This is a genomic window from Sulfurospirillum diekertiae (assembly GCF_002162315.1).
Classification (GTDB): Bacteria; Campylobacterota; Campylobacteria; order Campylobacterales; family Sulfurospirillaceae; genus Sulfurospirillum.
This window is the reverse complement of the sequence record NZ_CP021416.1, coordinates 1,510,130-1,523,112: the sequence shown is the minus strand read 5'-3', so window position 1 is coordinate 1,523,112 and position 12,983 is coordinate 1,510,130. Positions and strand designations below refer to the sequence as shown.

The window sequence follows — 12,983 nt, the reverse complement described above, 5'->3', positions numbered from 1 at the left end:
TATAACTAAAGGAATAAACACTATGCGTGATGATTTTGACTACACAGGGCTCATAAGCCAATTAGAAGACCATATGAAAAACCCTCGTTTTTATGGACTATTAGATAATTACAATGCCAAAGCGACATGCCTTCACCCCGATGGAAAAGGTAAAGTTGTCCTTACTATGCAAATTGAAGATGATAAGACTGTCAGATGTGGTTTTGAAATCAAAGGTTGCCCATCACTGCTTGCACAAGCTTCGCTTTATTTAGATTCTGCTTTTAATGCTACGCTTTCAGAGACTTACATTTTAGCTGGTAATATTTTGAAACAAATCAAAGATGACGATTCTAAAGAATCACGATGCAGCATGTTATTTTTAACAGCGTATAAAGAGTGCGTAGAAGCTTATTATGAAAAAGAGAAAGAAGAGCGCATTACGACTCTAACTTTTTAAAACAAGAGAGATAATTGGCGATCTAGCTCAAAAGAGAGTTATTTACCAAGTCATCTCTCTTAAAACTGAAAAAAAAGTTATAACGTTTTCTTATATCAATTACAAACCTAAAAATATACTTTTTTTCTTTTCCATTGACTTTATCAAAGCCAAAAATGTTTTTATGGCTCGCTTGATTGCATCACCAGAGTATTGATTTCGTGATTGAACTCGTAATCCCTGCATAAATGTCATAATCAAGTCAGCCACTTCATCAGCGCTTTGGAGTCACTCCAAAATAATGGGAATGTCAAGCTAAACGTGCTGTATATTTAAGCATATTTATGACTTAGAAAAAGAGAAAAGTAGGGTTTACATGTAATGATGTAAACCCTACTTTATGCATAGATTTAGAAATTAACGCTTAAGCTTTTCCCATAAAATATATGTTGGCTTGAACTTCATTAAAAGAAAAACGCCGATGATCGAAAAAATCAATCCAGCAACCATTAATATACTACCAGCTTGTGGCTCATCCTCTCCATAACTTCCCATTGAAATTTGGAAAGTAACCAAAATCAATGCCAAATAAAGTAAACTCAAACCAAGCGCTTTATAATTTAAAATATTTAATAATTTCATGATTTTTTAACCCTATCCTTTCTAAAGCTTACAGCGTCTCTAAAATGGTCTGCGTCTAGACCATATGTATTAATCTTTCCATCCCAAACTTCTGTAATATTTCGTTTTGCACCATAGCCCAATGCATCATCCATACCAAGCATTAATGGGTCTAAGAATCTTATGTTATCAATAAGCCATTCAACGCCATCATGAATCCAAATATTGCCTTTTGTAAAGGGGCAAACAGCTACACATATACCACAATATCCACCAGATTCCACCCAATAACCTAAGCATTTACTATGGTCATTTTGCCACTGTAATTTACCTGATTGATTATGAATACTTCGTCCTTCAAAAGTTCTTGGACCTTCAGAAATTGCTTTTGAAGGACACTCACGTGCACATTTTTTACATGTTTCACAAAATTCTGTTACTCCAAAGTCGATAGGCTTATCTGGAACTAAAGGCATATTTGTAAAGACTTTTGTAAGTCTTACGTTTGGTCCAAATTCAGGAGTAATACAAAGACCCATACGACTAGCTTGTCCTAAACCTGCTTCAACAGCAAAGGGAACTGATTGTCCAAGAGTATTACTGCATGGAATTGCATAGTAACCCATATAACGAATAAACTGGCATAACCACATATCGAACATACACATACGTGAATAACCAAATGCTGCTGCTGCACATGACATACTGGCAGGAGCTGTTTGCATCATTTCGCGGTTCATAGCGATACCTGCAACGATAACATTTTCACAAGTATTAGGGATAATTAATTCATCATCAGTTTCTATTGGTAGTGGAACATCTTTGAAAACGATTGGCTTTTCAATCTCTTTAGGCCAAGATTGTTCATCTGGTATAGTTACTGCCTCAGAATAAACCCAGTTACGATTTAATCTTGCAACACCTACCAAATCAGCACCTGCCATACGTGCAGCAAATTTTACATAATTTGTAAGTTCCACAGGATCAGTTGTATCTGGAGGTCTTCTATCTAACCCTACTGGTGCCCACATTTGGGTGTTATGCATAGTCTCACCAGACCATAACATAGAAAATCTATTTGGATAACCTCCAAAGTTACCTCCAAAGTTATTATCTAAGGTCCATCCAGCAGCTTCAAGTGCACGACCTGCTCTAGCTTCTCCTACATTTTTAGCTTTCATCTTAGGACCATTTTCACCATTTTCAATCTGACGTACTTTCTCATCAAATCCTGATAAAAACCAAGGTTTCACTTCACCTTTGTAGTTTGGTTTAAACATTGAGGTTGGATGAGTAAGCGCTGTTCGTACTTCAGCATATCTTTCCAATTTGTCGTTAACTATGATGGGAGAACCTGCAGTCATTGCAAATTGTTGACGAATTTCAGCTGCATTTTTCTCTTTTTCAGCTGCATTTGCACCTGGTACACCAAATGGAGCTATCGTTGCTGCAGCTCCAGCTCCGATAATCAACTTACCAAAATCTCTTCTTGAGAGTTCAGGCTTTTTTTTCTTTTCCATACTTCCTCCTTAAAAAATACCAAGAGTAACAACTTACACAGTGGTATTCAAACCTTCTTGTAACCTTTTATAAATAACCCCAAGTACAGTTATTTATTTTTTAATGTGTTTATGAATTAATTTCACATTTTAAGAATGATATACAAAAGTTATAGCTTTGTTATAGGAAAGATATAGATTTTAATTTTAAAATAATGAAAGTTAATAATATTTACGAAGTAATAAGTAAATACTTTTCTTTTTTTTATATTTTTGGAGATTTTATAAAGATTTTGTCAATATATCAGACAATAATTTGTGTTAAAGGAACGCTTTTAAAAAAAAAAGTAAGATAAAAAGTCGTCCCTAATATTTTATGTTTTATTCGCTTCCAAGACCAAATGTATTAGATAAGGTATTGATATAATTAAAATATCCAACAATACAAACCGCTTCAAAGATCTCTTTTTCACTGTATCCAAACGCCTTGATAACTTCTATATCTTCTTTCATGATTTTATAGTTATCTTTTTTTGAGGCACGAATACAAAAATGAAGTAACCTTTTTTCAGCTTCACTACAACTTAGGGCATCAATACCTAATGCTATTTCTTCAATTTCAACCTCACTCACACCTAAAGCCCGTGCAAGTTGCTTGTGTACACCTGCACACATTTTACACCCATTATCCAATGATACTAATATTGCAATTCTTTGTTTGGTGACATAAGGGAGTAATGTTTCTTTCAAGAGAAACTTGGAAACCATAGTATCTGTAGCAAAATAAACGTCTTCATTTAATGCAAGTAGCTGAAATATCTCACCCAAGCTACCCGTTTTTTCCAATTTCTTATCCGCATGTTTTTTAACAGAATCACTCATATTTTCATAGACGCAAAGTGCTATGTGTGCCATATTCTATCCTTATTTTTAAAATATTTAATTATTATAAATGTAAGTATAGAAAATAATTATAGGTTGTTTGTAGATAATAATAATTTTTCTACTAATTCTTTAATCATTAAATAATATTCAGTAGTATTTCTATCTATCTCGATGCTCAAAAAAACACCATCAATTCTATCAATATCTACATCTATAACTTTTTCTTAATTCTTTAATGCAGAGTATAGACTTAATAGTTCAATGACAGTAACCATTGCTTCAAAACCTTTATTACCTGCTTTACTACCTGCTCGTTCAATTGCTTGTTCAATGCTATCCACTGTCAGGACACCAAAAGCGACTGGTTTAGCAAATTGAAGTGCTACATTGGCCACACCTTTGGTCACTTCTGCAGACACATAGTCAAAATGTGGCGTTGAACCACGTATTACTGCACCTAAACAACATACTGCATCGTATTTACTACAAGCCAAAAGACGATTAAGTGCCATTGGAATTTCAAATGCACCCGGTACCAAAACAAGATCTAAATTTTCATCTTTGCCACCATGTCTCAAATAGGCATCCCGCGCTCCTTCTACCAAACGATCTGTGATGATATGGTTAAAGCGTGCATTAATAATAGCAACTTTTTCGTCACCATTTAGGGACAATTTACCTTCTACAATATTCATTATTATCCTTCATATCATACATTTTAACAAAATGGATATACTGATATAATCCATTGCAGACTCATTTATTAATTTTAGAGAATTGAATGCATGTGCCAATCATCATTCCCAACACAACACAACTTAAACCATACGCTACAAGATAGAAACCCATTACACTGATACCTTTTTTACTCTTTATTTTCATTGACAATAAATACTTGTTATTTTAAGCAACAGTTTCATTAACATTCGTACTTTTAATGACGCTAAGGCCAAACCCACTAATGCCAACAAACTCTTTATTCTTACTATCACTTAAAAGTTCTATATTTTCTATACCTAGATGTTTAATTATTTGCGCACCTATACCGTATTCACGAATTTTAGACATATCTTGTGTTCCATTATCCATAAAAATCAATACTCCACCACTTTTTTGCAGATAGTGTATGGCTTGAATTAAGCTATTATATTTTTTTGTATCAGCTAAAAGTTCATTATCAGGCATAATACTATGAAATTTTACTGCTGATCTATTTTTAATATTTCCAAACGCATAGGCTATATGATGGTTATCATTATGATCCACAAAGTCATAACGTCTGGCATCTTTGCCTAAAAATTGCGTTGTTGATTCGGCAATAACACGAATAAGTGATTCATTCATCATGCGATACTCTACAATATCAGAAATATAGACAATATTTAATTCATGCTTCGCACAAAAGATATCCAGATCAGGACGTCTAGCCATTGTTCCATCTTCTTTCATGATTTCACAAATAACGGCAGAGTCACCCTGTCCTGCTAAACGACATAAATCTACAGAACCCTCAGTATGACCTATTCTTACTAATGCACCACCCTCTTTAGCAATCAATGGAAAAATATGGCCGGGACGAACGAGTTCTGATTCATGCGATCCACCATCTGCTAAAATTTTTATGGTCATATCACGCTCACCTGCAGATATACCCGTTGCTGCTGTTCTTGCATCGACTGTAATTGTAAAAGCGGTTTCATATGATGAATCATTTTTTTTGACCATAGGCTCTAATTGCAATCTATTTGCTATCTTTTTTGAAATAGCAACACAGATAAGCCCTTTTGCATGACTTGCCATAAAATTAACTTTTTGTGGTGTAGAAAAAGAAGCAGCATAAACTAAATCACCTTCATTTTCTCTATCTTCATCATCTACCATAACAACCATCTTGCCTTGTCTAATATCCTCAATCGCTTGATTAACGCGGATAATAGCCTGGAATGTTTTTTGATCGCTTAATATTGCATTCATGTTTTTCCTTTAAAGTAAATGACCCATCATTTCTTTTTTAGTTTTCAAATAATCAACGTTATGATTATTTGAAGGTATAATAATTGGCCATCTTTCAATAATCATAATGTTTTTTAAACAACTCATTTTTTTAGGGTTATTCGTAAGCAAACGAATTTTATCAATTTTAAAATGCTCTAAAATAGTTTCTACCACTTCATAACTACGTTCATCACTTTTAAAACCCAACTGATGATTTGCTTCAATAGTATCGAACCCTTGATCTTGTAGCGCATAGGCATTTACTTTATTAAACAAACCAATATTGCGTCCTTCTTGACGTAAGTAAATGATCATTCCACCAAGTGATGAGATATTCTGCAATGCAAACTCAAGCTGTTCACCACAATCGCATTTTAAAGAGCCAAGTGCATCCCCTGTTAAACATTCACTATGAATTCTAACCAATGGAATCTGCCCAAGAGGTTCTTTGAAAATCACTAAATGCTCTTTAATACCTTCTTGAAAAGATTGGATTTTTAAATTTCCAAATTTGGATGGAAGATTAGCAATATTTGAGATTTTAATGTTCATTCCATATCCTTTAATAACGTTTTATCTATTGCTATGTAGAGATATAAGATAAAAGACCTTGTATATAACCTCGCAAGGGTACATACAAGGTCTGCTTATTACAAGCAGACCTATCTCAAAAATGTAACTTATAGTGTCATTTTTGTTTTAACATCATTAACACTCTTACCTGCAGCAACTAGACCAGTAAGGCGTCCGAATGTCATACAACGTCCATGACCAATACCTGGACAGATTGTTGGGTAATCGCCTGCAAAGAAGTTACCTTGTGCAGCACCAGCAACATAGAGGTTATCAAATGCTTTATCATCTTTATCAAGAACAAGCATTCTATCATCCGTACTAAGACCGCCACACATTGTAAGTAATGTTGCCAAAAGCTTACCAGCATAAAAAGGTGCCTTTTCAACAGGATAAAGACATTCAGATCTTTTACCAAAATCTGTATCATTCTTAACCTTGACAATTTCATTGTATCTTTTAACAGTTTTAACAAATTCTGCTCTTGGAACACCCATTTTATCTGCAAGTTCTTCGAGAGTGTTAGCAACAACAACTTTTCCCTCAGAAATATGTTTTTCAAGCATATGTTTTTCATCGTCCATGCTCCATTCTTTAACGCCTACAATTTTATCTTGTTGGCCAAAGAATAAACCACCACCAATTTTTTTCTTCATCATCTCTTCTGCATAGCTAAGACCGTTTGCATCATAAACAGACCAAGCAATGCCATCTTTTTGATACAATTTACCACAACTCATTGATTGTGTATTGATATCTTCATTTTTAAAACGTTTACCATATGCGTTTACATGTAAAAAGTTATAACTTTTTGCACCTGCTTCTAAGTGAATAACTGCAGCATGGTTTGCATCTCTTTGCATAGCACCACCAATATCCATAGCAATCATATGACCATCACCGGTATTGGATTTACTTGGAAAATAAATTTGAGCATCTGCAAGTGATGATGTTTGAGAGTAGTAAGAAACCATATCATGATTTGAAGCATAATCGCCTGATGCTATAATAACAGCTTTTTTAGCTGCATATTGAACATAACCTTTTTTGGTTTTAGCAATAACTGCTGTAACTTTATTACCATCTTTAACAAGTTTAAGTGCTCTCGCTTCAAAAACTACATCTACGCCTTTCTCTTTTGCAATTTCAACAAGAGCATCAACCACAGGTGCGTTACCAGGTACGCCATTTTTATCTCTAAACATATGTGTTACTGGGTGTTCATAATAGAATGGATCTTTACAACCTTCAAACCATTGACCATTTTGAAAGCCTTTTGTTTTCAATGTGTTATCGAGCCAATCCATACATGCGCCACTTTTTTCAATAAAGAGTCTTAGTAAGTCTTCATCAACACGTCCTTGTCCCCATCGTTCAAGTTCTTTCGCGATTTGTCTTGGATGAATATCTTTAGTGATTCCGTGTTTATCTTGAAAATCTGAACCAAATGCAGTAATATGGCCACCACGGGCACCTGGTCTTTTATATTTTTCCAACACAATTACTTTTGCACCAACTTCTACAGCAGAAATAGCTGCACACATACCTGCAAAACCAGCTCCAATGACGATAATATCAGCTTCAACAGTCTCTTTAACTTGGCTTGCATCAACTTTTGGTAAAGTATTTGGATATGCAGGATTTTTTGAAGGAGCAATTCCTCTTTCAGTGATAAAAGGTTGCGCAGCTGCTTTATCTAAATCTGGACCTTTTTCTGCAGCACTCAAACTTGAACCAATTCCTGTTGCACCTAATGCCACAACTCCTGTACCAATTGCACTGGTCTTAAAAAAATTTCGTCTTGATTGATTTGTCATCTTTTTTCCTTTTTTGATTTTTCGTATGTATTGACTCTTGCGAGCACCTTATTCTGTTCTGTTTTTTATTTTTGTTTTAGGGGATACTTTGTTAATTAGAACTTCCTTTTCCGTATAATTTTTCATTTATTTTAATTTTTTCTTTTGCAGAGCCTTTTTCATAAAGAGCGTGTTCTGGCTTATAAATATTTAACATATTATTAAGTCCGTTATGTCCTATCTCTGCATGACAACTTGCACAACCCAATTCTTTATTTGTACCAAGAAGTCCATTATAATGCTCATGCATTTGTCGAGCTTTTGGACTTATTTTTTCATTTGTTGCATAATTGCTATGACACTTAATACATCCATCATCATAAACAAATTTAGCTCGCTCTTCTCTCTTTTGTTGCCAGTCTATAGCATCTGGATTTCCAAAAAAATGAGTACCTACTTCAGACATTCCATTTTTTGCTTTTGTAAAAACATAATTGACAAGATTATTATGAGGAAGATGGCAATCAACACAATTGACTCTTATGCCTGTTTTACCGTTGCCACCATGAACATCGTTATCATATGATGCTCTCATCGGCGCCATTTCATGACAAACAACACAAAACTGAGGCGTTCCTGTTCTTGATATTGCTTCATAGGATGTATAAGAAACGATAAAGCCTACAACAATTCCTACAACTAAAAGAAGTGGAATTTTCTTTTTAATAGACGTAAAAATATTTTTTATCATGGCATTACCTTCTTCATCCAATTAGGAACCTCTTTTTCGTGACACTCCATACATCTATTTTGTGAAGGTTCATGTTCTTTATGACACTCATCACATGATAATGTTGGGCCATCATGATAGGAATTATGAGGATTGGTATGGAACATATCCATAAATCCTGTTCGTTTGGCCATTTTTTCTTTACTTCCATGACAGCTAAGACACCCTTTATCCCCAATGTATTCAAATTTAGCAGGAACACGTCCTTGGTCATCATGACAGTGAATACAATCTATGGATAACTTCGCATGGTGCGATTTGATTGGGTATTGGTCTCTTAATTCCTTGCTTACTTCTATCACAGGTGTAGCCTCTTTGGCTGTAGTAGTAGGTGACATAGCATTGTCAACAGCCTGTACAGAGATACACAGTAACACAATGGAAAAAAGAAAGATGCCAAGTATTGGAAAAACTCTTTTCACGTTACAACCTTTCTTTTTAATTTCTAAGTTTAAGTATAAAGCAATACACTATCAGAGAACTCATCTGAAAATTAAAAAAAACTTAAAATTAAAGGAGGTGTTGAAGATAGAAAATGCTTACATGTAAACCATGTAATGAAGTAGTTTTACTTTATAAAATATCCTTGTACACAAACAAAAACACTATTCTGTCCTGTACATTTAATCATTTGCTTCAGAAATAAATTTTTTGATAGTTAATTTGACTCGCTAAAACTAATTACAATGTTTTAACTTTTAAAATATATCCTTCACTTGGGATGTTTTCAATATCAATAGAGTGAAGTTGTTTTTTAATTCTCAGGATAGCATTGTGTAAGATATTTTTATTAACAGATTCGCCATCGTAAATGTAATCTTCTATCATATTATAAGAAACCAAACGACCTATATTGTAAGACAATAACCAAAATATTTTATTGCTTGTATGTGAGAGAAAAACAGGTTGATTATCTATATATATAATCTCTTTTTGGTAATCAATATAAACACTTTCACTAAGAATTTTTGTCGTATATTTGATTCTTCCTAAACTCATTATAAGAGCTGTTTGTAACTCTTCTATATCTAAAGGCTTACGCAAAAAACTACACGCTCCCTCTTTCATACTCTCAATCAAGTTTTTATCATTATCATAAGAAGTCATAACGATAAACAATTGTTCGGATTTGAGTTTTAATATCTCTTTAATCATATCCAGTCCATTAATACCAGGCATATGAATATCCGTGATAATAACATCAATATGATGTTCTTTAAAACTTTGCAATCCACTTAGTCCATCTGCCGCTTCATAGCAAGCTTTGCAATAGGGCTTAATATCTTGTTTAATCGTCGTTCTTGCAATCTCATCATCTTCGACTATAAGTACACAGATATCATTAAGTAAATTAAGCGTTTGCAGATGCATCGTTTTGCTCCTTTGGAGATAAATAATTTTTAAAAGAAAATCTAAATATTGTTGGCATTGAAGATTGCACCAATACAAGATCACCTTTGAGTTTTTCTCTGGCTAATTTTCTTGCAAAATAAAGCCCAATACCACTGCCTAAAGTTTTTTTAGAACTTTTAATATTGTCAAAAAGTTTTTCTTCAATCGCTTTACTAATTCCCTCTCCCCAATCTGCAATATCAACGTTGACTAATTCACCATCAAGAGAAACATGGATTTGTATTTTATTATCTATTCTGTCATTCGTCATCAGTAATGCTTCTTTTGCATTTTGAAGCAGAACCAGTAATACTTGTTGAATGAAGTTATCTACAGAAGTAATGTTTAACATGTCACATCTATCACAGTCAATCTCAACACTGATATTGTGACGAGAAAAATCAATATAAAAGAACTTGTAAAACCCCGTCTATACACTGTTTTAAGCAAAAAGTAGTGGCATTTCCATCAAACCTATAAAAGTTTCGAAACATCCCAATAGTCGTAGACATAAGCGCAATAGCTTTTTGAGACATGATAAGGTTCTCTTCTAAAACTTCAGAAGTCAGTGTTTTATTTTTTGATTTGGAAAGCATTGAAGAGGATAAAAGACTTAAAGAATTCAAAGGTTGATGCAATTGATGATTAATCCCAGAGATGAGTTCACCTATCTCACTGATGCGAGAACGATGTGCTAAAATAAACTCATATTCATCTCGTTTCAGCTCAATTTCGCGTCTCCAATATTCATGTAAAATATTAATGATAACAATAAATATAGCACCTAGAATAAAAAAGATTACACTAATCAAGATCAACTTCTTTGTTTGCACCGTCAAATTTGCAAAAGCAGTTTCTTTTTTTAACGTGAGTACCACTTTCCATCCTGTAGATTCAATCGTATCAAAAAAAGCCAAATAAACTTTCCCCTTTACAAGGTATTCAATATATCCTGACTTTAGTGCAAATATTTTTTCTTCCATCCAGCCAAGTTCTGGATTAAATTCAGAAATTTTCTTACCGATAAAATTAGGATTTGGATCAACAAGAAGTCTTCGGTCTACATCGATAAGTGCTGCAAAACCTCCATCCAAGTTACTCGAAGAAACTTTTTCTTCCACATCTTTAATCTCAACAACCAACGTTGCCACACTATCTCCATTAAAAGGAGCAATCGCCGCAACCATATTATCAATTTTATTAATAGGGCTTTTAAAAACTTTACTGATTGTAGGATTAAAACCATTAGCCAACATCGTTTGATAAGGCATATTGGCTTCTTCCTCTTGTGGAGTAAGTGCCCAGTCAGGTTCTGTATGAATGAGGGTTTGACCTTTGTAGTAAACCATAGAAGCATCAATATTGGCAGATTGATTGACGAGGTAGAGATAGTTTCGTACATTAGCAGGTGATCTATCTTGAAGATTCTGTGCACGCCGAGCCAAAGCAAGAGCTGTTCGCTGCTTATCTCCCAACCATTCTTCAATATCTCGTGTTAAATCAGCAGATTTACCTTTAAGTTTATCATAGATTTCTGTACTGGTTGTTTCATACATCATAGAATAGTTGATACTAAGAAATGCCGTAAATCCTAAGAGCATACCTCCCATAATAGAAAGGATAATCTTTTTTTCCAACTTCATTTAGCTTTCCTTTCTCATGAATTATAAAAACTTTCAACTTATTCTATAAAATTGGGCTTTGTTTTTGTCATTGCATTAATCCATGCTACTAAAGCATTTAGATCTTTTTCAAGTTCTTCAAGAGTTCTTTCATAGTTTCTCCAAGAAAGCCACAAGCCCTCTACTAACTTACGAATATTCTCAGGGTATAAAATCCCTTCTTTTTCGAACATTAATTCAATACTTTCTTCCTCGTTCCATACAGTCTCACCGCTATCCATTAGTTTACATGTAAACATTAGAGAACTCTCATCAGAGACACAAAGTTGCTCTTCTTCAAAGAGAAATTTGATTGTAATTTCATTTTGTGATTTGGGGCTAAAAAAGACTTGTTTAAGAGCAATTTTATCAATATCATTAAAAATAGCATAGCACAAGGTATCTTCTGTATCATCATAACTTTCAATAACTTTTGCACTATCATTAAGCTCTTTAATGTTTTGATAGATTGTTTCTGTGTTAAACGTATAGGCAACCGCTTCATCTTCTGTTGCAAAAAAAATATCATTTACATAGGGTTTAAATCCATAGTGTACACCAAAGGCATTGGCAGCAGCTACACTTTCATTTTTTTCGGGATGAGCATATTCTAGATTTTCTTTGATCTCTTCTTTTAATTCTTTGATGGTAATTGTTCTTATTTCATCTAACATAGTCTTCCTTTATTCATCAAACTTTATTATATGTCATTATTAAACTTTAACATATTTTTTTATTGAATGCGTTGTTGTTAATAAATGCACTGAGGACTTTCACGGAAATTGAAACAAGTTCCGGATCAAACTGCGTTCCACTGCAACGATCCAACTCATTAAGAGCTTCATCAAATGTGCATTTATTTTTATAATTTCGCATAGATGTCATAGCATCAAAAGCATCAACTATCGCAATGATTCTGGAAAAAAATGGTATCTTTTTATTTGTAAGACCATCTGGATAGCCTGTTCCATCCCATCTTTCATGATGATGTTTAACGATTTGAGCATGCTCTTGAAATAAATTGATATTTTGAAGCATTTGAGCTCCAAAAGTAGAATGTTTTTTAACACTCTCATATTCTTCTTTCGTCAAATAATCATTTTTTTGCAAAATTTTAGGATCAATAAGAATTTTTCCTATGTCATGCATAAAAGCAGATTGGTATAAAAGAATTGTATCCTTTAACCCTAAGTTAAGAGCATTACCAATTGAACAACAATAACGAGCCACTTGCTCTGAATGGCCTGATGTATAGATATCTTTTAGTTCTATGGTGTGAATTAGCATATTCATCACATCTTGCTTAAAATCAACAATACAGTCTTGACACAAAAATGAAGACATATCTGACAT

General features: G+C 33.7%; 15 protein-coding genes. 1 reads left to right on the top strand and 14 read right to left on the bottom strand.

Annotation, left to right across the window (positions count from 1 at the left end):
• The first annotated feature begins 22 nt into the window (after window positions 1–22).
• Entirely contained in the window at window positions 23–439 is a 417-nt protein-coding gene (locus Sdiek1_RS07775) for an iron-sulfur cluster assembly scaffold protein (RefSeq protein WP_025344667.1), read from the top strand.
• Between the two features lie 396 nt (window positions 440–835).
• Here Sdiek1_RS07775 and Sdiek1_RS07770 read toward each other — a convergent pair whose 3' ends face one another.
• The 14 genes from Sdiek1_RS07770 to Sdiek1_RS07705 all read right to left on the bottom strand — a co-directional run bounded on the left by Sdiek1_RS07770 (window position 836) and on the right by Sdiek1_RS07705 (window position 12,983).
• Window positions 836–1,060, bottom strand: coding sequence for a hypothetical protein (locus Sdiek1_RS07770; RefSeq protein WP_025344666.1), 225 nt, complete (start codon window positions 1,058–1,060; stop codon window positions 836–838).
• The gene (locus Sdiek1_RS07765; RefSeq protein ID WP_121495801.1) at window positions 1,057–2,559 is read right to left on the bottom strand and encodes a reductive dehalogenase; all 1,503 of its coding nucleotides are present in this window, start codon (window positions 2,557–2,559) and stop codon (window positions 1,057–1,059) included. Before Sdiek1_RS07765 ends, Sdiek1_RS07770 begins: the two co-directional genes overlap by 4 nt.
• A gap of 360 nt (window positions 2,560–2,919) precedes the next feature.
• Entirely contained in the window at window positions 2,920–3,453 is a 534-nt protein-coding gene (locus Sdiek1_RS07760; protein ID WP_025344664.1) for a carboxymuconolactone decarboxylase family protein, read from the bottom strand.
• Between the two features lie 194 nt (window positions 3,454–3,647).
• Window positions 3,648–4,118 (bottom strand): 6,7-dimethyl-8-ribityllumazine synthase, encoded by a 471-nt coding sequence (gene ribH, locus Sdiek1_RS07755; protein WP_025344663.1) that lies wholly within the window; start codon window positions 4,116–4,118, stop codon window positions 3,648–3,650.
• A gap of 208 nt (window positions 4,119–4,326) precedes the next feature.
• Entirely contained in the window at window positions 4,327–5,397 is a 1,071-nt protein-coding gene (locus Sdiek1_RS07750; protein WP_025344662.1) for a bifunctional 3,4-dihydroxy-2-butanone 4-phosphate synthase/GTP cyclohydrolase II, read from the bottom strand.
• Between the two features lie 9 nt (window positions 5,398–5,406).
• On the bottom strand, window positions 5,407–5,970 hold the full coding sequence (gene ribA, locus Sdiek1_RS07745; protein WP_025344661.1) for a GTP cyclohydrolase II: 564 nt from the start codon (window positions 5,968–5,970) through the stop codon (window positions 5,407–5,409).
• Window positions 5,971–6,098: 128 nt separating this feature from the next.
• Window positions 6,099–7,808 carry an FAD-dependent oxidoreductase gene (locus Sdiek1_RS07740; protein WP_025344660.1) on the bottom strand — a complete coding sequence of 570 codons (1,710 nt, stop codon included), beginning with the start codon at window positions 7,806–7,808 and terminating at the stop codon, window positions 6,099–6,101.
• Between the two features lie 91 nt (window positions 7,809–7,899).
• Entirely contained in the window at window positions 7,900–8,559 is a 660-nt protein-coding gene (locus Sdiek1_RS07735; protein WP_223809794.1) for a cytochrome c3 family protein, read from the bottom strand.
• Window positions 8,535–8,915 (bottom strand): cytochrome c3 family protein, encoded by a 381-nt coding sequence (locus Sdiek1_RS07730; protein ID WP_084011027.1) that lies wholly within the window; start codon window positions 8,913–8,915, stop codon window positions 8,535–8,537. The genes Sdiek1_RS07735 and Sdiek1_RS07730 overlap by 25 nt, the downstream gene beginning before the upstream one ends.
• A gap of 343 nt (window positions 8,916–9,258) precedes the next feature.
• Entirely contained in the window at window positions 9,259–9,948 is a 690-nt protein-coding gene (locus Sdiek1_RS07725; RefSeq protein WP_025344657.1) for a response regulator transcription factor, read from the bottom strand.
• Window positions 9,929–10,321 (bottom strand): ATP-binding protein, encoded by a 393-nt coding sequence (locus Sdiek1_RS07720; protein ID WP_087438647.1) that lies wholly within the window; start codon window positions 10,319–10,321, stop codon window positions 9,929–9,931. The genes Sdiek1_RS07725 and Sdiek1_RS07720 overlap by 20 nt, the downstream gene beginning before the upstream one ends.
• Window positions 10,322–10,370: 49 nt before the next feature.
• Complete coding sequence (locus Sdiek1_RS07715) at window positions 10,371–11,612, bottom strand: PDC sensor domain-containing protein (RefSeq protein WP_087438646.1); 1,242 nt, start codon at window positions 11,610–11,612, stop codon at window positions 10,371–10,373.
• Between the two features lie 38 nt (window positions 11,613–11,650).
• Window positions 11,651–12,304: a hypothetical protein gene (locus Sdiek1_RS07710; protein WP_025344655.1), complete on the bottom strand. Its 654-nt coding sequence runs from the start codon at window positions 12,302–12,304 to the stop codon at window positions 11,651–11,653.
• A gap of 46 nt (window positions 12,305–12,350) precedes the next feature.
• Window positions 12,351–12,983, bottom strand: coding sequence for an HD-GYP domain-containing protein (locus Sdiek1_RS07705; protein ID WP_025344654.1), 633 nt, complete (start codon window positions 12,981–12,983; stop codon window positions 12,351–12,353).